Raw genomic sequence first — 20,274 nt, 5'->3', positions numbered from 1 at the left:
GTGCGGGGGGCACGCATGCTGCGCCGCACTGCCGGCGCACTTCTTGCCGCACCGCTGCTGGTGCTTGGTGCGTGCAGCACGATCATCCCGCCCGGCGCGGAGCCGGAGCCTGAACCCACACCGCTTCCCTCACCGCCTGCCGCGCCCACCGCGCTGCTGACGGGCGTGGAACGCGGGCCGGGCATTTCTTCGTTGGGTTTCACGCTGGCAGACGCGCAGGGCGCGCTGGCCAGTTTCGTCGAAAGCTGCCCCGTCATCCTCAAACGGGAAGACAAGAGCGGGCTGACGCGGCTGGATGACTGGACGCAGCCGTGCAGGCTGGCCTCCACCTGGCCTATGGAGCGGGCCGACCGCTTCTTCACCGAGAATTTCGAAACCGCCCGCGTGGGTGAGGGCGAAGCTTTCGCCACCGGCTATTTCGAGCCGCAGATCGCCGGCGTGCGGGAGCGGCAGCCGGGTTACGACGTGCCGGTCTACGCCATGCCGTCCGACTTGGTGCGTGCATGGCCCAAGGACACGCCTGCCGAGGAGCGGGACGGGCGCGCCCCGCTCGGCCGGATCGACGAGAATGGCGACCACGTGCCCTATTACGACCGCGGCGAGATCGTGGACGGCGCGCTCGCCGGGCGCGGGCTGGAGATCGCCTGGGCCCGCGACGAGGTGGAATTCTTCTTCCTGCAGATCCAGGGCTCCGGCCAGTTGATCGGCCCCAATGGCGAGGTCATGCGCATCGGCTATGCCGGGCAGAACGGGCGGGGCTACACCGGCATCGGGCGCGTCATGCGCGACCAGGGCCTTCTGGGCGACGGGCCCGGCCAGTATCCCGGCAGCATGCAGGGCATCATGCGCTACATCCGCGAAAACCCCGAGGACGGCGACGCGCTGATGCGCATGAACCAGAGCTGGATTTTCTTCCGCGAGCTGGTGGGCGACGGACCGCTCGGTTCGCTCGGCGTGCCCGTGCGCCGCGAAAGCAGCGTAGCGGTTGACCCGAACTTCGTGCCCTATGGCGCGCCCGTCTGGCTTGCGCTCGACCGTCCGGAAGCCAATGGCCTGTGGGTCGCGCAGGATACCGGCGGGGCCATCAAGGGCGCCAACCGCTTCGACACATTCTGGGGTGCAGGCGTGGATTCGCGCGAGATTGCCGGCGGGATGAGCGGGCGCGGACAGGCGCTGATCCTGCTGCCCAAGGGTGCGCTTGACCGCCTCGGCGTAAATTGAAACCCCCACGCGGACTGAGCGACGCCGAGGCCGAGGCCTGGGCGAAACTGGCCGCGAGCGTAACGCCGCTGGACCGGGCCGCTTCCAAGCCGTTTTCCGCGCGCAATTCCAAATCCGCCCCGATTGCCGCACCGGTGGCACCGCCGCCTTCCGCGCCTGCCAGACCGGTGCCGCAGCCATTCACGAGCGGAAGGCTTCCCAAGGTCGGATCGCAGGCGAAGCCGCGCACCGCCCCGCCGCCAGCGCCGAGGTCCGGCTCACAATCGGGCGGCAATCTCGATTCCCATTGGGAGCGCCGGCTGGGCCGCGCAGCCATCGCGCCCGATTTCACGCTGGACCTGCATGGCCATACGCTGGACCAGGCCCATGCCCGGCTGGACCACGGCATCAGGCAGGCGCTGGCCATGGATGCGCGGCTGGTGCTGGTCATCACCGGCAAGTCGCGCCCCGTCGATGCCGCAGACCGGGGCAGCAGGCGCGGCGCCATTCGGGCAAAGATCCTGGACTGGCTGGCGGCAGGCCCGCACGCCTCCTCCATCGCCGCGATACGCAAAGCGCACCGCCGCCACGGGGGCGAGGGTGCGCTTTACCTTGTCCTGAAGCGGCGCCGCTGACGGGGTCTTAGCCCAGATCGTTTGCGCTGAAGGGGAATTGCCGCTTTCCGTGCTGCACGCTGATCCAGCGTGTGGTGGTGAAGGCATCCACCGCCCAGCGCCCGTTGAAGCGTCCTATGCCGGAATTCTTGGCCCCGCCGAAGGGGCTGAAAGGGCTGTCGTTAACGGTCTGGTCGTTGATGTGAGTCATGCCCGCGTCGATCTGTCTGGCAAAGGCGAGCGCGCGGCCCTCGTCGCGGCTGAACACGGAACTGGAAAGCCCCATCTCCGTATTGTTCGCCAGCTCTAGCGCGTGGTTCTCGTCCCGCGCGCGCTGGATCGGGGCGACGGGCCCGAATATCTCGTTTGCGACAAGGCAGTTGTCCTCCGCCACATCGGTGAAGACATGTGGCGGGATGACCAATCCGTCCGGATCGCCGCCCAGCGCGCAGGTCGCGCCCTGGTCCTTCGCCTTGGCGATCATGTCCATGATGCCATCGAACTGGTCGCGGTTGACGATGGGGCCGATCATGCAGTCGGCCGCATCGCGCTTGCCCACCACCAGCTGCTTCGTGCGCGCGACGAACTTTGCGGCGAACTCGTCGTAGATTGCGTCTTCCACCACGATGCGGTTGGCGATCATGCAGATCTGGCCCTGGTGGACGAACTTGCCCCAGACGCTGGCCTCCACCGCGTAGTCCACATCGGCATCGTCCAGCACCACGATGGGTGAATTGCCGCCCAGTTCCAGCTCCAGCGACTTCAGTCGGCCTGAATCCATGGCCGCCTTGCCCACGCCGCGCCCCACCGGGGTGGAGCCGGTGAAGGACACAACGGAGGGGACGGGGTGCTGCACCATCGCATCGCCGATTTCGGAGCCCGATCCGGGCAGCACGGCGACGAGGCCGGGCGGCAGTTCCGCCTCTTCGCAGATGGCGGCGAAGATGGTGCCGCCCGTGACGATGGAATCGCTCGCAGGCTTCACCACCACGCCATTGCCCAGCGCCAGCGCGGGGAACAGTGTGCGGGCGGTCAGCTGTGCCGGGAAATTCCATGGCGAGACGAGCGCGATCACGCCGGCAGGCTGGCGGTAAGCGCGGCTTTCCTTGCCGGGCAGGCTTTCGGGCAGGATCGCACCTTCCACCATGAAGGGCAGGGCGGCCGCTTCCTGCCGCGCAACCTGCGTGACCAGCATCATTTCCAGCGCGGCCTTCAGCTGCGTCCCGCCGACCTCGCGCACGATCCATGCGGCAATCTCGTCCTTCCGGCTTTCCAGGATGTCCGCGATGGCGTGCATCTTGGCGGAGCGGGCGGCGGGAGGCATTGCAGCCCATTCGCGCTGCGCCTCGGCACTGGCACGGTACGCCTCGTCCACGTCATCGGGCGTGGCGCCGTCCATCTCGAAAATCGTGCTCTCGTCCCATGGGCACACATTGGTCAGCGTCTTGCCGCTTCCGCTGCGCCATTCGCCGGCCAGGTGCAGCCGGCCCAACTGGGTGTATTCGCTCATGAAGTGTCCTCAAGTCTGCCTTGACCTGACGACGCTTGGGGGCAGCTGCGTGTTCCGCGCAAAAAGAAACCCCCGGCATTGCTGCCGGGGGTTTCCTTGCGACCCTTGGCCGATCGGTGAGGATCAGCCGTGGTACTTGGCGTGGGTCAGGTCGAACCGGTCGGCATCCATGACCTTGGTCCAAGCAGAGGCGAAGGTTTCGAGGAACTTGGCCTCGCCGCCGCTTTCCGCGAACACTTCCGCGATCGCGCGCAGCTGGCTGTTGGAGCCGAAGACCAGGTCCGTGCGCGTGGCGGTCCAGCGCTTGTCACCGGTCTTCCGGTCCTTGCCCACGAATTCCTCGTCGCCGCTCTCATCGACCACGGACCATTCGGTGCCCATGTCGAGGAGGTTGACGAAGAAGTCGTTGGACAGTGTGCCTGCGCGGTCCGTCAGGACCCCGTGGCCTTCATCGCCATAGACCGCGCCCAGCGCGCGCATCCCGCCGACCAGTGCGGTCATTTCCGGGATGGAGAGGCCGAGGAGGTTGGCCTTGTCGACCAGCATGTCCTCGGTCTTCACGCTCGCCTTGGTCTGCAGGTAATTGCGGAAACCATCGGCGAAGGGTTCCATCGGCTCGAAGCTCTCGGCGTCCGTGTGCTCGTCCGTGGCATCGCCGCGGCCGGTCGTGACGTCAAGGGACAGCGAGTGGCCGCCATCCTTGGCTGCCTTCTCGATTGCTGCTGCACCGGCCAGGACGATGGCATCGGCCATCGACAGGTCGCCGCGGATTTCGTCCAGCTTGGAGAGGACGGCATCCAGCTTGTCCGGTTCGTTCGCCTTCCAGTCCTTCTGCGGGGCCAGGCGGATACGCGCGCCATTGGCGCCGCCGCGGTGGTCCGAATTGCGATAGGTGGAGGCGGACGCCCAGGCGGTCTTCACCAGCTCGGAGACAGTCAGGCCGCTATCCAGTACCCTAGACTTGAAGTCCGACACGGCGCTGTCCGAAGGCTTGGAGCCGGCCGGGACCGGGTCCTGCCAGATCAGGTCTTCGGCGGGGACTTCCGGACCCATGTAGCGGATCTTGGGGCCCATATCGCGGTGGCACAGCTTGAACCATGCGCGGGCGAAGGCATCGTCCAGCGCCGCCTGGTCGTCGCGGAAGCGTTCGGAAATCTTGCGATAATCCGGGTCCATCTTCAGCGCCATGTCGGCGGTGGTCATCATGGTGGGCACCTTCTTGGAAGCATCGCGCGCGTCGGGCGCCATGTCTTCCTCGTCAGGGTTCACCGGCTGCCACTGCTTGGCCCCTGCCGGGCTTTCGACCAGCTCGTAATCGTATTTGAACAGCAGGCGGAAGTAATCGCCGCCCCACTGGGTGGGATTGGGCGTCCACGCGCCTTCGATGCCCGACGTGGTGATATTGCCATTGGCAATCTCTTCCTTGTCGTTCAGCCAGCCGAAGCCCTGCAGCGCCAGGTTCTCGCTTTCGGGCGCGCCGCCGAAGCTGTCGGCAGGCTTGGCGCCGTGCGCCTTACCGAAGGCGTGGCCGCCAGCGGTGAGGGCGACGGTTTCCTCGTCGTTCATGGCCATGCGGCCGAAGGTCTCGCGCATGTCGCGGGCCGACTGCAGCGGATCGGGATTGCCGCCCGGACCTTCCGGATTGACGTAGATGAGGCCCATCTGGATCGCCGCGAGCGGGTTCTCCAGCGCCTTGCCTTCATCGGGGTTGATGCGCGTTTCGGCGCCGGTATCGACCCATTGTTCTTCCGTACCCCAGTACACATGCTCGGGCTCATAGACATCGGCACGGCCGCCGCCGAAGCCGAAGACCGGGCCGCCCATGCTTTCGATGGCGACATTGCCGGTCAGGATGAACAGGTCGGCCCAGCTGATGTTCTTGCCGTACTTCTGCTTGATCGGCCACAGCAGGCGGCGGGCCTTGTCGAGGTTGCCGTTATCCGGCCAGCTGTTGAGCGGGGCGAAGCGCTGCTGGCCGCTGGAGGAACCGCCGCGGCCATCGCCGGTGCGATAAGTGCCGGCAGCGTGCCATGCCATGCGGATGAAGAAGGGGCCGTAATGCCCGTAATCGGCCGGCCACCATTCCTGGCTGTCGGTCATCAGCGCGGTCAGGTCCGCCTTCAGCGCGTTGTAATCGATGGCGTTGAACGCCTCGGCATAATCGAAATCCTCGCCCAGCGGGTCGGCGTTCTTGCCGCCCTGCGTCAGGATTTCCAGGTCCAGCGCATCGGGCCACCAGTCGCGATTGGTGCGGCCCAGCAGGGCGCGTGCCCCGCCATCGCCATGGAAGGGGCAACCGCCCCCGGAAATCGAACCTGTTGCAGCGTCCATCGTGTGTCTCTCCTGTTGAGAATCGTAACCTGTGATTGCGCAGGAGGATGCGCCCTCCCCGCTAATTCGTCCAATCGATTAAATGCACGGGAATAATCGCTTGTTCCGCTTACTCGGCGGAGCGGGGCGCGTATGCGGCGAAAGGCGGGAACCCGGTAGTTTCCCAACCGATTCGGCTGGCTGCCTAAAGCGGGCAAGCCTCGGCAATCGCCTGCCGGAACCGCTCCGAGCCCTCGGTGGTGAAATGCAGCTTGTCCATCATCAGCGGCCCCTCCGGCATCGCGACGAACTCGTAACCTGCGTCTTTCGCCAAGGCGGCGATGAAAGCATCGCCCTTGTCGGAATTGTGGATGCCCACCAGCACCACCTGCCGGCCGTCTGCAGCGTCGATCAGATAGGGATATTCGTTTTCCAGATCTGCCAGCTGGTCGCCGCTCGTGAAATAGTTCGTGCCGATCGCGATGAAGACGACCTTCGGATCGGTGTGCTGCACGATCGCGGGCAGGGCATTAATTGCATCCACGGCACTGCTGCCACCCAGTCCCGCCTGGAATGTCCGCCCGCAGACCCCGGAGAAATCGGTCTGTTCCACCAGGCTGTCGCCAATGATGACGCTGTCCGCCTTGCCGAAATGCGCCGCCTGCTGCCGCGTGTAATGGCTGCGGCCCTGGGGATAGGTGTAGCCTTGCTCGGGAGCGGGAGGCACGCTCGACCGGCCGCGCTCGTAAGCGGCTATCGCTATGAGCGCCGCGCAGACCGCCGTCGCCACGATCAGGGCAAAGGACTTCAGCCGCATTGCGCGCGGTGCAGCAATTTGTGGTCGGCCAGCACCAGAGCCATCATCGCCTCCACCACCGGTGCGCCGCGAATGCCCACGCAGGGGTCGTGCCTGCCTTTCGTGCGCACTTCCGTCTCCTCGCCATCGCTGGTGACGGACTTGCGCGGGGTCAGGATGGAACTGGTCGGCTTGAAAGCCACGCGGCAGACCACCGGCTGGCCGGTGCTGATGCCGCCGGCCACGCCGCCCGAATGGTTCGCCAGGAATTCCGGCCCGGCGCCTTCGCCGCTGCGCATCTCGTCCGCATTCTCCTCGCCGGAAAGGCGCGCGGCGGCGAAACCGTCGCCGATCTCCACGCCCTTGGTGGCGTTGATGGTCATCATCGCGGCGGCAAGGTCGCTGTCGAGCTTGGCATAGACCGGTGCGCCCCATCCGGCGGGCACGCCCTTAGCCACGCACTCCACCACCGCGCCGAGCGAGGATCCGGCCTTCCGGGCATCGTCCACCAGCGCCTCCCAGCGCTTGGCGGCCTCGGCGTCCGGGCAGAAGAAGGGGTTGTTCGCGATTTCCGCCGCATCGAAATTCGCGTGGTCGATGGCATCGCCGCCGATCTCGCTGACATAGGCCAGCACTTCGACCTCCGGGATCGCCAGCCGCGCAATCGCGCCCGCCGCCACGCGCGCCGCGGTCTCCCGCGCGCTCGACCTGCCGCCACCGCGATAATCGCGGACGCCGTATTTCGCGTCATAGGCATAATCGGCATGGCCGGGGCGGTAAGCCTTGGCGATTTCGGAATAATCCTTGGACCGCTGGTCCGTATTTTCGATCATCAGGCTGATCGGCGTGCCGGTTGTCCGGCCTTCGAACACGCCTGACAGGATACGCACCTGGTCCGCCTCCTGCCGCTGCGTGGTGAACTTGCTCTGCCCCGGACGCCGCGCGTCGAGAAAGGGCTGGATCGCCGCTTCGTCCAGCATCAGGCCGGGCGGGCAGCCATCGACCACCACGCCCAGCGCCGGGCCATGGCTCTCGCCCCAGGTGGTGAAGCGGAATGCGCGTCCGAAAGTGTTCCAGCTCATGCGCGCAATCTCTGGCGCAGGCGTGGGGAAGTGTCCAGCAGCGCTGGACCAAGGCTTAGTTTCGCGCCAAGAACAAACCATGATTGCGAAACTCACCGGCAGGCTGGACGAAACGGGCGCGGACTGGGCGGTGATCGACGTGCGCGGTGTGGGCTACCTCGTCCATTGCTCATCCAAGACGCTGTCCGCGCTCGGCGGCGAGGGCGACGACTGCACCGTCTTCACGGACCTGCAGGTCAGCGAGAACGACATGCGCCTGCTGGGCTTTGCCGATGCGGGCGAACGGGACTGGTTCCGCCTGCTGACCCAGGTGCAGGGCGTGGGCAGCAAGGTGGCGCTCGCCATCCTCTCCGCGCTTTCGACCGGCGAGCTGCGCGATGCCTGCGCCGGAGTGGACGCGGCGACGGTCGCCCGCGCGCAGGGCGTGGGACCGAAACTGGCCGGGCGCATCGTGAATGAGCTGAAGGACAAGGCAGGCGCGCTGCCCGGCGGCGGTGTTGCGGGCGCGGGAGGCGGCGTTGTCTCCCCCGCAGGTGGAGCGAGCGCCGATGCGGTGAGCGCCCTGCAGAACCTTGGCTTCAAGCCCGTGGTAGCCGCGAGCGCCGTCGCCCAGGCCCAGGCTGAACTGGGAGAAGATGCGAGCGAGAGCGACCTGATCCGCGTAGCGCTTAAGAAGGCGGCGGGGTGATCTTGAAATCGAAACTACCGTTCTATGCCTTGGCAATACTCTATAGTGTATTGGTTTTTTGCGCGATGTCCGGAATGGGCATTGGCTGGAACATCATTGAAACGCCATTCCTCCTTCTCTTTTTTCTCTGGACCGTGTCGCCAATCGTGTTTGTGACTTGGCGAATGAGTCTTGATACCGTTTGGATAATCGCCTTCTTCGTTATTGCCATGTTGGGATCGCTGGCGATCTATGACATGGCGTATCGACCAGGCTCATCAACTGACGCCCTTGGTTTTATTTTCATGCCAGCTCTTCAGTGGGCGGCCGGTGCGCTCATCGCACTTGATCGTCGGATTGCGCATCGTGACCACCAACCCTGACCTCACCCCCATCCGCCAGCCCGAGGACCCGGATGCGGCGCTGCGGCCTAAGTCGCTTGGCGAGTTCGTCGGGCAGGAGGCGGCGCGGGAGAATTTGCGCGTCTTTATCGAGGCGGCGCGCGGGCGCGGCGAGGCGATGGACCACGTGCTGTTCTTCGGCCCGCCGGGGCTGGGGAAGACCACGCTGGCGCAGATCGTGGCTAAGGAAATGGGCGTGGGCTTCCGCGCCACCAGCGGGCCGGTCATCGCAAAGGCGGGCGACCTGGCCGCGCTGCTGACGAACCTCGAACCCAACGATGTCCTGTTCATCGACGAAATCCACCGCCTCAATCCGGTGGTCGAGGAAGTGCTCTATCCGGCGATGGAGGACCGCGCGCTCGACATCATCATAGGCGAGGGGCCGTCGGCGCGCAGCGTGCGGATCGACTTGCCTCCCTTCACGCTTGTGGGCGCGACGACGCGGCAGGGCCTGCTGACCACGCCGCTGCGCGATCGCTTCGGCATTCCTGTGCGGCTGAACTTCTATACCGAGGCGGAGCTGACTCAGGTCGTCACCCGCGCTGCGCGGCTGCTGGACCTGACGATAGAGAACGCGGGCGCGCGCGAGATCGCGCGCCGCGCACGCGGGACGCCGCGCGTGGCCGGCCGCCTGCTGCGCCGGGTGCGCGATTTCGCCCATGTCGCGGGGGACGGGACGGTGACGGCGCAGGTCGCGGACGGCGCGCTGACGCGGCTGGAGGTGGATTCGCTCGGGCTCGATGCGATGGACCGCCGCTACCTCACCATGATCGCAGAGACCTACAAGGGCGGCCCGGTGGGGGTAGAAACGCTCGCCGCCGGCCTCGCCGAACCGCGCGACACAGTGGAGGAAGTGGTGGAGCCCTACCTCATCCAGCTGGGCCTGGTGGCCCGCAGCGCGCGCGGGCGCTGCCTCAATGACGGGGGGTGGAAACACCTCGGCCTGACGCCTCCGGCAAACCCGTCCGAATCGCGTGATTCGGGCTCCCAATCCGGTCTTTTCGATACGCCGGAGGCATGATGGTGAAGGCAAATTCCTAATTCACGTTAGGGATTTGGCGCGGTTTCGGTTCCACATCGGGACAGGTCGCGTTCATCAGGCGGACAGCCACCAAAAAAATGACCTCGCGGTCGCTTTTTCATGGTTAACGCGATTGCCGTTTGCCTGCCGACAGGTGTTCTTGGAAGCAACGGAGAGCCACGGGCCTGCCAATCGGGCAAGTTCCTTCAACTCCCGGGAAGCTGAGAGAGTATAGTCCATGTCGGTACGTATGGCCCTTGCGAAACTGTCCGCTGTTGCGGCCGGTGGTACGCTGGTTGCTGGTGGCGCGGTGCATGTCGCCGAGCCCCAGGCCGAAGTGGTTACCTACAAATCGGGTAAAGGTGCGCAGAGCGTGGTGAAGGGCGGCGAGAAGCCGGTCCGCTACGTCAAGCGCGCCGAGCGCCGTGTTCCCAAGCGCGTCAAGCGCGTGCGCCGCGTGGTGCAGGAAGACTGCTGCGAACAGCCGATGCAGGAAGAATACGCATACCGCACGATCCCCATGCCCCTACCGCAACTGCCGCAGGGTAGCGGTGTCGTTGGCGGCGGCGGTGGCGGCCCGGTGATCATCGGCGGCTCCGGCGGATTTGGTGGCGGCTTCGGCGGTGGCTTCTTCGGTGGGTTCTTCGGCGGCGGATCGGGCGGTTCCTCGATCGGCGACATCATCATCGACAATCGCAACAACGGCGGGGACGTAAGCTCCTCCGGCGGCGGTACGTCGACCTCGACGTCGGGCGGTTCGACTTCCACCTCCGGCGGCTCCACCTCCAGCGGTTCGTCCTCCGGCGATGGCGGCAACAGCTCGGGCAACATCAATATCGATATCAACATCGATAACAGCTCGACCGGCAGCTCGACATCTTCGGGCGGCTCCACCACGGGCGGCATTTCCAGCACGACCGGTGGTTCCACGACCGGCGGCATCTCGAGCACCACGGGCGGTTCGTCCACCGGCGGTTCGACCACCGGCGGCGTGACCAGCACGACCTCGACGGGCGGTTCGTCCAGCGGGAACATCAGTTCCACGACGGGCGGTTCCAGCACCGGCGGGTCCAGCTCGTCCACCACCACTGGCGGTGTCTCGACTTCCAGCGGCAGCGTCAGCTCCTCGACCGGCGGGATCAGCTCCACGTCGACGTCGGGCAATGTGTCCAGCTCGTCGGGGGCCGTGTCGTCCTCGACCGGCGGCGTGACCAGCAGCACGGGCGGCGTTTCGTCCAGCACTGGCGGCGTTTCGAGCTCTTCGGGCAACGTTTCCAGCTCGTCCGGCGCAGTGTCTTCGTCCAGCGGCGCGGTCAGCAGCTCTTCGGGCGGCGTGACCAGCTCCTCGGGTACTGTGACCAGCTCCTCGGGCAGCGTGACGAGTTCTTCGGGCAACAATGCCTCGACCAGCACCTCCACAGGCGGTGTCACGTCGACCTCGTCCTCGGGCAATGTCAGCTCGACGTCCTCTTCGGGTAACGTCAGCTCTACCTCGTCTTCGGGCAACGTGACCTCGACCTCGTCCAGCTCGGGTAATGTCTCGAGTTCTTCGAGCTCCTCGTCCTCGTCCTCCTCGTCGTCTTCCTCCTCCTCGTCTTCGTCGAGCAGCGGGTCGTCCTCGGGCAATACGAGCGGCAACACGAGCGGGAACACCAGTGGCAACACGAGCGGGAACACCAGCGGAAATACGAGTGGAAACACCAGTGGCAACACGAGTGGCCATCCTGGCACCACGACTGGTGGCATGACGACCACGGGCGGCACGACGACCACCACCACAGGTGGTTCGGGCGGCAGCTCCGGCAACTCGAGCTCCAGCAGCTCGTCCAGCTCGAGTGGTTCGTCCTCGTCCAGCGGCGGCTCTAACGGCGGTTCGTCCAGCGGTAGCTCCAGCGGCTCGTCGAGCGGTTCGTCCTCTTCCAGCGGCGGCTCTAATGGTGGTTCGTCCAGCGGCAGCTCCAGCGGCTCGTCGAGTGGTTCGTCCTCCAGCAGTGGCGGCAGTGGCGGCAGCAACGGTTCGAGCGGCAGCTCCAGCAGCAGCTCCTCGTCCTCTTCGTCCTCGTCTTCTTCGTCCAGCGGCAGCTCGGGCAACATGACGACGTCGACCAGCTCGAACAGCAGCGGTTCGACCTCGGGCTCCACCAGCTCCAGCACGAGCGGTTCCACCTCGACGTCCACCAGCGGCTCCTCGGGCATGACAAGCACGACATCCGGCACGCAGGTTCCTGCACCGCCGATGATGATCCTGTTCGGCGCCGGTGCGGCAGCGGTCTTTGCCCGCCGCCGTCGCAAGAAACCGGCGGATCGCGCCGAAGCCGCCTGAGGCCTCGCGCACCGACAGACAGGGGAAGGCCGGGAGCGATCCCGGCCTTTTTCTTTGTCAGGTGAGTTTTGAGGGCGAAGGCGCGACCTGGCCGGGCGTCAGCGCTGCTCAATGCTCCAGGGGAACAGCCGGTACCACTGGGTGATCACATATTTGCTGCCCGCGATCACCGGCGTCCCGGCGTGCAGGGTCTGGTGGTTCGGCCGCCCATCGCGCCCCATGTTGTTCCACACGATGATCGCGCCGCGTTCCGGTGGGATGGCCACGCCGACATCCTTGAAGTCGGTCGCGCCGCCTTCCTCCGGCTCGTTGAGATAGACCATGGCTGTCCACGTGCGCTGCCCTCCGCGGCGGCGCTCATCCTGCCAGTAGGCTTCCGTTTCGTGGAAGAAGTCCTGGTGGTGCTTGAACTGCTGCCCCGCCATGTAGCGCTGGCCCTGCGTCGTCTCGGCGAGCATATGCGGCAGGCCCAGCAGCGCGTCGATCTTGGTCTCCAGCGCGGTGGTGTCCGGGTCGCCCGCTGCGAAATAATGCGTTGAGCTGGTGCGGAAGCCGTCGATCTCCGTGCCCTTGAACAGGGTGGACGGGCCGATCTTGCGGTCGATGACCTTTACCAGCCTGCGGCACTCGTTGCGGTCAAGGAAGCCCCGGATCCGGTAAAGGTCCGCCTTCCCATTGCCGAGATATTCCGCATCGCCGCGTGCTTCCAGCCGCTCGCGCACCATCTTGCCGATGGCCGCCAGCTTGTCCGGATCGGACATCGGGTCGACCGGCGGGCTGGCGTGGCGGCCGAGGGAGAACCCGCTCGCCTGCCCGGTGACGCCGCTGCCGGAGCCGCCGAAACTGATGCTGAAGCCATTTTTGCCGTCATCAACCACGGGTGCGTCACTCGCCGCTTCGGGTGGTCTGGTATCCGGCATTGCGCCAAGCTTTTATCCCACCCGCGAGGTGGCGCACTTCCTTGCCGCCTTGCGCGCGAGACAGCATTTGCGCCGCCTTTGCAGAGCGGTTGGCACTCCGGCAGTACAGAATGATCGCGCGTCCTTCAGTTATCGGAAGGCTCGCCGGATCGAAATCTTCGATCGGCATATTCCACGCGCCCGGTATATGCCCTTCGGAAAATTCTTCTTCCGTGCGCACATCTATCAGAATGACGTCGTCCGAAGCCTTGAGACGAGCCAGTTCGTCCGGCTCGACCAGACCAACGACGGAATCCAGGATGACCGGGACCAGGTCCCGATCCCCGGCATCTGCAGCATCGTCCCCGCAAGCACCGATGGCTGGTAAGAATGCCAGCGCAAAGACGACTGCAGGATGTCGGCTGCGGTTAGGCATCACGCTGCCAGTTTGCGGATCACATACTGCAAGATGCCGCCGTTGCGGTAGTAATCCATCTCGTTGGCGGTATCGATGCGGCACTTCACGGTGAAGGTGCTGGTGGAGCCATCGGGTCCGGTCGCTTCCACTTCCACGTCCTGGCCAGGCGTCAGGTCTGCCAGGCCGCGGATGGAGAAGGTGTGCTCGCCCGTCAGGCCCAGTGTCTCGCGCGTCTGGCCTTCGTGGAACTGCAGCGGCAGCACGCCCATGCCAACCAGGTTGGAGCGGTGGATACGCTCGAAGCTCTCCACGATCACGGCGCGCACGCCCAGCAGGATGGTGCCCTTGGCCGCCCAGTCGCGGCTGGAGCCGGTGCCGTATTCCTTGCCGGCGATGACCACCAGCGGCGTGCCATCGTCGCGGTGCTTCATGGCGGCATCGTAGATGGCCATCTGCTCACCCTTGTAGGTGGTGTAGCCGCCCTCGACGCCGGGGACCATTTCGTTCTTGATGCGGATGTTGGCAAAGGTGCCGCGCATCATGACCTCGTGGTTCCCGCGGCGGCTGCCGTAGGAGTTGAAGTCTGCCTTCGCGACCTGATGGCTCTTCAGATATTCGCCTGCGGGCGAATCTTCCTTGATGGAGCCGGCCGGGCTGATGTGGTCGGTGGTGACGGAATCGCCAAGTACGGCCAGCGGCTTGGCATCCACGATGTCGGTCACCGTTTCCGGCGTCATGCCCATGCCTTCGAAGAAGGGCGGGCTGGCGACATAAGTGCTGCCCGGGTTCCAGCCATAGGTGTCGGATGCCTCGACCTTCACCGCCTGCCAGTGCTCGTCGCCCTTGTAGACGTCGGCATAGCGGGTGACGAACATGTCGCGGTCGATATTGGCGGCGCGGTGCTCGTGCACTTCGGCATTGGTCGGCCACAGGTCCGCCAGCATCACGTCATTGCCGTCCTGGTCCTGGCCGATGGGCGTGGTGGTCAGGTCTTCGGTGACCGTGCCCTTCAGCGCATAGGCCACCACCAGCGGCGGGCTGGCGAGGAAGTTGGCGCGCACGTCCGGGCTGACGCGGCCTTCGAAGTTGCGGTTGCCCGACAGCACGCTGGCAGCGACGATATCGTTGCCATTGATCGCCTTGCTGATCGGCGGCGCGAGCGGGCCGGAATTGCCGATGCAGGTCGTGCAGCCATAACCAACGAGGTCGAAGCCGATCTGGTTGAGATAATCCTGCAGGCCGGACTTTGTCAGGTAATCGGTGACCACCTGCGATCCGGGCGCGAGGCTCGTCTTGACCCACGGCTTGGGCGTCAGGCCCTTCTCGACCGCCTTCTTGGCGACGAGGCCCGCGGCGATCAGCACGTCCGGGTTACTGGTGTTGGTGCAGCTTGTGATGGCCGCAATCACGACGTCGCCATCGCCGATATCGTGGTCCTTGCCGTCCACGCCGACACGGGCGGGAGCATCCTTGGAATAGATGGACTTGAGGTCCGAGTTGAACAGCTCGTCCACTTCGGGAAGGGCGACCTTGTCCTGCGGGCGCTTGGGGCCGGCCAGGCTGGGCACCACGCTGCCAACGTCCAGTTCCAGCGTCTTGGTGAAGACCGGCTCGTTCTCCGGCGTGAACCACATGCCCTGCTCGCGGCTGTAGGCTTCGACCAGTGCGATCGTTTCCTCGTCGCGGCCGGTCAGGCGCATGTATTCCAGCGTCTTGTCGTCGATGCCGAAGAAGCCGCAGGTGGCGCCGTATTCCGGAGCCATGTTGGCGATCGTGGCACGGTCTGCCAGCGACAGCTGCGAGACGCCCGGGCCGTAGAACTCCACGAAGCGGCCCACCACGCCCACTTCGCGCAGCATCTGCACGCAGGTGAGCACGAGGTCGGTCGCGGTGATGCCTTCGGCCATCTTGCCGGTCAGCTTGAAGCCGACGACTTCGGGGATCAGCATGGAGATCGGCTGGCCGAGCATGGCGGCCTCCGCCTCGATACCGCCCACGCCCCAGCCCAGCACGCCAAGGCCGTTGATCATGGTGGTGTGGCTGTCCGTGCCCACGCAGGTGTCGGGGTAAGCCACGGCCGCGCCATCGGGGCCGTTGGAAGACCACACGCCCTTGCCGATATATTCCAGGTTCACCTGGTGGCAGATGCCGGTGCCGGGAGGTACGGCGGTGAAGTTCTCGAAGCTCTTGGAGCCCCACTTCAGGAAGTCGTAGCGTTCCGCGTTACGGGCATATTCCAGCTCCATATTCGCTTCCATCGCCTTGGGATGGCCGAATTCGTCCACCATCACCGAGTGATCGATGACGAGATTGACGGGAACCTGCGGGTTGATCTTGGCCGTATCGCCGCCCAGCGCGGAGATGGCATCGCGCATGGCCGCAAGGTCCACCACGCAAGGCACGCCGGTGAAATCCTGCAGCAGCACGCGGGCCGGGCGGTACTGGATTTCCTTCCCGGTGGCCGGGTTCTTCAGCCAGTCCGCAATGGCCTGCGCATCGTCGGTGGAGACGGTGTGGCCGCCGTCCTCGAAGCGCAGCATGTTTTCCAGCAGAACCTTCAGGCTGAAGGGCAGTTTCGACACATCGCCCAGCTTCTCGCCAGCCTTGCTGAGCGAATAATAGGCGAATTCCTTGCCATTCACGTCAAGGGTTGAACGGGTGCCGAGAGTGTCCTTGCCGACCTGCGTCATGTGCTGGGCTTTCCTTCTTTGTTGCTGGCCGCCCACCTTGCGCGTTAAAGGCTCACGCGGAAGGGCGGCTTTCGGCCCGGCACCTGCGGCATGCAGGGTCATTGGTCAAGGCCGCTTTATGTCTTAGAAATGCCGCGCGGCGCCCCGTGGTTCCGCGTGCCTGAGGGAGCAGCCAAGCCATGCCCATCGGTGGTCCCGTCCGCCCTCGTGAGCCCTTGCGGGTCTGGCTGATGGTCTTCGCGCTGGTGCTGGCCGCATTCCTGGGCGCGGCGCTGGGCCTCGTCTGGCAGCGCTGGATCGCGGATGACAGCCCGCAGGAGGTTGGCAGCGACGGCACGGAACAGGATGCCTCGGCCAATGCCGCCGCAACACCGGTGGCGACACCGAACGCGCGGTAACGCGGGCGGCGCGTCAGGTCGGCTGTTCGGGCGCCCGGCGCGGGGCGGCGTACCAGGATCCGAAGGCAATCATGATCGCGCCGGCGATGGTGGTGGCCGTCACCGCTTCGCGGAAGAACAGCCACCCGAACAGGCTCGCCCACAGGAAGCCGGTGTATTCCAGCGGGACCAGCACCTGCGCTTCTGCCCGGGCATAAGCCCAGGCAAGGATCATGGCCCCGGCAACGGTCAGGACCGAGGAGACGCCGATCGCGGCCAGGACCTCGGCATCGGGTAGGACCAGCAGGAAGGGCGCTGCCACCGCTAGCGTCAGACCGCCCACGCCGGAATGGAAGGCGGCAACCTCCCCCGGATTGGCGACCTGCGCCTGCTGGCGCTGCAGCACCAAATTCCAGGCATAGAGCACGGCAGAGAACAGGATGGCGGCAAGGCCCAGCACGGCATCCTCGCTCATCTTCTCGCGCCCGATGCGCCCGCCGATGATCACCACCGTGCCCGCTATCCCGATGATGGCGGCGATCACCGCCTCGCGCCGCACTTGCTCACCCAGCAGGACACGCGCCAGCCACAGGGAAATCAGCGGCGCGATGAAGGAAATCGCGATTGTCTCAGCAATCGGCAGCTTGGTCAGCGCATAGAAGAAGCTCAGCGCCATGAAGGCGACTACCACGCCGCGGATCAGGTGCACCCGCAGCACTTCGGGGCGCGGCCAGCGTCCACCGGCGGCCAGCCAGATCGGCGCGGCGATGACGAAACCGATGGCATAGCGCAGCAAGGATGCGGAATAGGCCCCGATGGCGATGGACGCACCCTTCATAAAGGCATCCATCAGCGCAAGCATGCCGACACCGGCCAGGGCAGCCAGATACGGCATGGCGTGACCGGCTGCGGCATGGTCTGGGCGCGATGATGGCATGGACGCAACGCCTAGGGGCAATTCACCGTGCAGTCAGCCGTCTTGCTTGATGAAAGAGCCCGAAACAGGCAAAATGCACCATGCAATCCGGCCGCTCGACCAACGCAAAACCGCGGCCTAGCCTGGTTAACGGGGAATTTTTGACGTGAATACAATGCTTGCCCGCCTCTCGCTCGCCCTCGGCGCCTTCTCGCTGCCTGCCATGATCGTGGCGCAGGAAGTCGATCCGCAAAGCGTGCTGGATGACGATGCAGCGCCGGTCACCCAGAGTGCGGCTGGCCAAAACATGACCTCCCCGCCGATGGCGCGTTACGCGATGGTGCAGCCCTGGACGGTCGATAATGCGCAAGGCCTGCTGTCGGCCGTGCGCGGCATCGGGGCCGAAGGGCTGGATCCTGCGGATTACCGCCCCGCCGCGCTGGAGCAGGCCATTGCCTTTGGCGAAGGCGAGCAGCTGGACCGGCTGGCGAGCGAGATCTTCACCTGGCTGGTCGAGGACCTGCGCGACGGCCGCACGCCGATGGAAGCGCGTAAGCAGTGGTTCGTGGTCGATCCCGATCCCGATCTGCATCCCACCGGCGAGGTGATGGGTGAAGCGCTGGCGTCGGGTGACATTTCTGGCACGCTGATGGCGCTCAATCCCATCTATCCGGACTATGCCGTGCTGAAGGCGAAGCTGGCCGAAACGCCGGAGAGCGATACGGCCAAGCGCAAGCTGATCCGCATCAACATGGACCGCTGGCGCTGGCTGGCGCGTGACCTGGGCGGCCAGTACCTGATCACCAATGTGCCGGAATACCAGCTGCGCCTGACGGTGAACAACAAGATCATCCAGACCTATCGCACCGTGGTGGGCAAGCCGGGCCGCACGGCGACCCCGCAGCTGGCCGAAATGGTCGAAGGCGTCGTTTTCAACCCGACCTGGACCGTGCCGCAGAGCATCGTGAAGGGCGAAGGGCTGGGCGCGAAAGTGCTGAACAACCCGACATGGGCCAAGCGCAACGGCTACAAGGCCACGAAGGGCGCAAATGGCTGGGTCACCGTTGTCCAGCAGCCGGGTCCGGGCAATTCGCTCGGCCTGATGAAGCTGGATATGCCCAACCGGCACGCCATCTTCCTGCATGACACGCCCAGCCGCCACCTGTTCAAGAACGACAATCGCGCGCTCAGCCACGGCTGCATCCGCGTGGAAAGTGCGCTGCGCGTTGCCATGATGGTGGCGATGCTGGGCAATGGCGATACCCGCGAGGACTTCGCCGCGCTGGGCAAGGAATACACTGCCATTTCCACCAGCGGCAAATACACCAAGGTGCCGGTGAAGAAGCAGATGCCGGTCTACATCACCTATTTCACCTATGGGGTGGACATCGATGGTGATCTGCACACCTTCCGCGACATTTACGGCCGCGATGCGCCTGTGCTTGCTGCGCTGGATGCGCCGCGCAAGGGCAATCGGGGCCGCGAGACGGACGAGGAAGTGATCGTCATCGAGGACGACCTGCAGGATAGCTGAGGTAACGGGCGGACAGCGCGTCCGCCCTTCACAGCGCTCTCATAGTAAATCCGGACTGTCGGTCAGGGTTCGCCTGCCAGGGAGGCGGCCGCGCCATTGCCCTGGTTTGCTTCCACCGTCAGGCGGCGGCGTTCGGCTTCAGCGGCGTCTTCCGCCTGCCGCGCACGCATTGCAAAGTCCTGTTCGGTCAGTGTCGGCTGCTGCGGCATGGCGACCTGCTCCCCGTCCGGGCCGATGCCAAGCGAATCGAGATAGACCAGCCGTCCGCCGCTCAGCTGGACCAGCGCATATTTGAAATCGTCCGGGCCCATGGCCGGGCAGCCGTTGCTGCGTCCGCACTTGCCCCAGCGGTCCACATGGTCCTGCGTGGCATAGCGCGCAGCATGCATCACGATCGCGCGCGGGAAGGCGTTTGAATTGCTTTCGTCCAGCCCGCCCATGCGGATGCTGGTCCCCCAGCGCCCGACATACCATTCCCAGCTGATGTAAGCGCCGCGGCTGGTGCAATTCGACCCTTCGACGTTGGAATACCAGTTGAGCATCCCGTCATGTTCCGGATCGCTGCCGGCCCCATGCGTCACGTAATAGGAGGTGACGGTCCCAGCCTCCAGATTGGCGAAATGGAACCGCTTGTTGCTGGAATGTACGCCCATGTCGGCCACGCCCACCATGTCACGCCGCCACAGGGCCGCGCCGGCCCGTTCCACCTGCTCACGCGCAATGCCCAGGATACGGCGGTCGCGCGGTCCGGGGCCAGCCTGCGCAAAGGCGCGCGTCGGAACGGCCAGCGCTGCGCCAGCCACTACCGTGCTCTTGAGAAGGTCCCGCCTGTTCATTCCTGCCATGATATGTAGCATCGCATGTGCGCCGGGTTAACGCGAAATCCGCCCGGCTTGCGCCCAGTCGAGCGCGGGATGCGCCGTGCGGTGTGAAGCGGTGGGGTAAAGCTGCGTGAGATGGCCCGAATCCGCCCTCAGCGATTCAGGATCATCTCGTCGCCTTCCACGCGTATGCTGCCGATCTGCTGCAGGAAGCTCTGGCCCAGAAGCGATACGCGCAGGCCTTCGGGAATGATGACGGCAGGCACGTCATAGGCGGTAAATTCGCCCAGCTTCATCTCGGGAATGCGGGCGACGACGCCGTGAACCTCTCCGCTGGCACCGTGGCCAATCACGCTGACTTGCGAGGGGTCCCAGTGAAGACCCATTTCGCGGGCGTCCTGCCCGGTCAGCGCGACAAGGCTGGCGCCGGTATCCACCAGCATGCGGTAAGGCCGCATCTTCATGCTGATATCGGCATAGAAATGGCCGTCTGCCTCGCGGTTCAGCACAAGATCGCCCTGCGCCCATCCGCCGCCTGCCTGGTTGCTGGTATCCAGCGCCGAAAAACTGGGATCCCCGCCTACCGAAGTCACCTCGGGGCCTGTGGCAGGATCTTCGCCCACGGCGGGCAGATTGGGGGCCATCCACATGGCAAGGCCGCCGACCGCGGCGACAAGGATGATCGCATTGCGCAT

Annotated in this window: 19 protein-coding genes; 8 read left to right on the top strand and 11 right to left on the bottom strand. The window is 65.3% G+C overall.

From position 1 onward, the window contains the following. Positions 1 to 15: 15 nt before the first annotated feature. Positions 16 to 1,221: a murein transglycosylase A gene (gene mltA, locus A6F65_RS12545; RefSeq protein WP_067790683.1), complete on the top strand. Its 1,206-nt coding sequence runs from the start codon at positions 16 to 18 to the stop codon at positions 1,219 to 1,221. After that, positions 1,218 to 1,835 carry a Smr/MutS family protein gene (locus A6F65_RS12540; protein ID WP_067789524.1) on the top strand — a complete coding sequence of 206 codons (618 nt, stop codon included), beginning with the start codon at positions 1,218 to 1,220 and terminating at the stop codon, positions 1,833 to 1,835. Before mltA ends, A6F65_RS12540 begins: the two co-directional genes overlap by 4 nt. A gap of 7 nt (positions 1,836 to 1,842) precedes the next feature. Here A6F65_RS12540 and A6F65_RS12535 read toward each other — a convergent pair whose 3' ends face one another. The 4 genes from A6F65_RS12535 to aroC form a co-directional block, all read right to left on the bottom strand. After that, entirely contained in the window at positions 1,843 to 3,324 is a 1,482-nt protein-coding gene (locus A6F65_RS12535; RefSeq protein WP_067789521.1) for an aldehyde dehydrogenase family protein, read from the bottom strand. Between the two features lie 123 nt (positions 3,325 to 3,447). After that, a complete protein-coding gene (gene katG, locus A6F65_RS12530; protein ID WP_067789518.1) occupies positions 3,448 to 5,655 on the bottom strand; it encodes a catalase/peroxidase HPI in 2,208 nt (735 codons plus the stop codon). A 184-nt stretch (positions 5,656 to 5,839) separates the two neighbouring features. Beyond that, entirely contained in the window at positions 5,840 to 6,451 is a 612-nt protein-coding gene (locus A6F65_RS12525) for an SGNH/GDSL hydrolase family protein (protein ID WP_067789515.1), read from the bottom strand. After that, complete coding sequence (aroC, locus tag A6F65_RS12520) at positions 6,442 to 7,512, bottom strand: chorismate synthase (RefSeq protein ID WP_067789511.1); 1,071 nt, start codon at positions 7,510 to 7,512, stop codon at positions 6,442 to 6,444. The genes A6F65_RS12525 and aroC overlap by 10 nt, the downstream gene beginning before the upstream one ends. Before the next feature lie 79 nt (positions 7,513 to 7,591). Here aroC and ruvA point away from each other — a divergent pair, with 79 nt between their 5' ends. The 3 genes from ruvA (at position 7,592) to ruvB (ending at position 9,601) form a co-directional block, all read left to right on the top strand. Then, a complete protein-coding gene (gene ruvA, locus A6F65_RS12515) occupies positions 7,592 to 8,200 on the top strand; it encodes a Holliday junction branch migration protein RuvA (RefSeq protein ID WP_067789509.1) in 609 nt (202 codons plus the stop codon). A gap of 65 nt (positions 8,201 to 8,265) precedes the next feature. Beyond that, complete coding sequence (locus tag A6F65_RS13195; RefSeq protein WP_067789506.1) at positions 8,266 to 8,562, top strand: hypothetical protein; 297 nt, start codon at positions 8,266 to 8,268, stop codon at positions 8,560 to 8,562. Then, positions 8,546 to 9,601 carry a Holliday junction branch migration DNA helicase RuvB gene (gene ruvB, locus A6F65_RS12505; protein WP_067789493.1) on the top strand — a complete coding sequence of 352 codons (1,056 nt, stop codon included), beginning with the start codon at positions 8,546 to 8,548 and terminating at the stop codon, positions 9,599 to 9,601. Before A6F65_RS13195 ends, ruvB begins: the two co-directional genes overlap by 17 nt. A gap of 402 nt (positions 9,602 to 10,003) precedes the next feature. Here ruvB and A6F65_RS13125 read toward each other — a convergent pair whose 3' ends face one another. Beyond that, positions 10,004 to 11,797, bottom strand: coding sequence for a hypothetical protein (locus tag A6F65_RS13125; protein WP_205631881.1), 1,794 nt, complete (start codon positions 11,795 to 11,797; stop codon positions 10,004 to 10,006). Here A6F65_RS13125 and A6F65_RS13120 point away from each other — a divergent pair. Then, positions 11,796 to 11,924, top strand: coding sequence for a PEP-CTERM sorting domain-containing protein (locus tag A6F65_RS13120; RefSeq protein WP_205631880.1), 129 nt, complete (start codon positions 11,796 to 11,798; stop codon positions 11,922 to 11,924). The two genes, A6F65_RS13125 and A6F65_RS13120, sit on opposite strands and share 2 nt — an antisense overlap. A 98-nt stretch (positions 11,925 to 12,022) precedes the next feature. On the opposite strand, the gene A6F65_RS12495 is transcribed toward A6F65_RS13120, so the two are convergent. Genes A6F65_RS12495 through acnA form a run of 3 tightly spaced genes read right to left on the bottom strand, consistent with a single transcriptional unit; the run spans position 12,023 to position 15,931 of the window. Continuing rightward, positions 12,023 to 12,844, bottom strand: a complete 822-nt coding sequence (locus A6F65_RS12495) for a 2OG-Fe(II) oxygenase (RefSeq protein WP_237164830.1) — start codon at positions 12,842 to 12,844, stop codon at positions 12,023 to 12,025. Beyond that, positions 12,810 to 13,259, bottom strand: coding sequence for a rhodanese-like domain-containing protein (locus A6F65_RS12775; RefSeq protein WP_083989552.1), 450 nt, complete (start codon positions 13,257 to 13,259; stop codon positions 12,810 to 12,812). Before A6F65_RS12775 ends, A6F65_RS12495 begins: the two co-directional genes overlap by 35 nt. Beyond that, positions 13,259 to 15,931, bottom strand: coding sequence for an aconitate hydratase AcnA (gene acnA / locus A6F65_RS12480; protein WP_067789485.1), 2,673 nt, complete (start codon positions 15,929 to 15,931; stop codon positions 13,259 to 13,261). The genes A6F65_RS12775 and acnA overlap by 1 nt, the downstream gene beginning before the upstream one ends. Positions 15,932 to 16,146: 215 nt before the next feature. Between acnA and A6F65_RS12475 the strand changes: the two genes are divergently transcribed. Continuing rightward, a complete protein-coding gene (locus A6F65_RS12475) occupies positions 16,147 to 16,329 on the top strand; it encodes a hypothetical protein (protein WP_067789482.1) in 183 nt (60 codons plus the stop codon). A gap of 13 nt (positions 16,330 to 16,342) precedes the next feature. On the opposite strand, the gene A6F65_RS12470 is transcribed toward A6F65_RS12475, so the two are convergent. Next, positions 16,343 to 17,245, bottom strand: a complete 903-nt coding sequence (locus A6F65_RS12470) for a DMT family transporter (RefSeq protein ID WP_083989550.1) — start codon at positions 17,243 to 17,245, stop codon at positions 16,343 to 16,345. A 154-nt stretch (positions 17,246 to 17,399) separates the two neighbouring features. Here A6F65_RS12470 and A6F65_RS12465 point away from each other — a divergent pair, with 154 nt between their 5' ends. After that, entirely contained in the window at positions 17,400 to 18,758 is a 1,359-nt protein-coding gene (locus tag A6F65_RS12465; protein WP_083989548.1) for a L,D-transpeptidase family protein, read from the top strand. A gap of 62 nt (positions 18,759 to 18,820) precedes the next feature. Here A6F65_RS12465 and A6F65_RS12460 read toward each other — a convergent pair whose 3' ends face one another. Beyond that, positions 18,821 to 19,603 carry a murein L,D-transpeptidase catalytic domain-containing protein gene (locus A6F65_RS12460; RefSeq protein ID WP_067789474.1) on the bottom strand — a complete coding sequence of 261 codons (783 nt, stop codon included), beginning with the start codon at positions 19,601 to 19,603 and terminating at the stop codon, positions 18,821 to 18,823. Between the two features lie 128 nt (positions 19,604 to 19,731). Next, entirely contained in the window at positions 19,732 to 20,274 is a 543-nt protein-coding gene (locus A6F65_RS12455; protein WP_067789471.1) for a retropepsin-like aspartic protease family protein, read from the bottom strand.

The organism is Paraurantiacibacter namhicola (assembly GCF_001687545.1).
GTDB classification, from domain to species: domain Bacteria; phylum Pseudomonadota; class Alphaproteobacteria; order Sphingomonadales; family Sphingomonadaceae; genus Paraurantiacibacter; species Paraurantiacibacter namhicola.
Note: the sequence above shows the minus strand (reverse complement) of the source record. Positions and strands in the feature narration are given on the sequence as shown.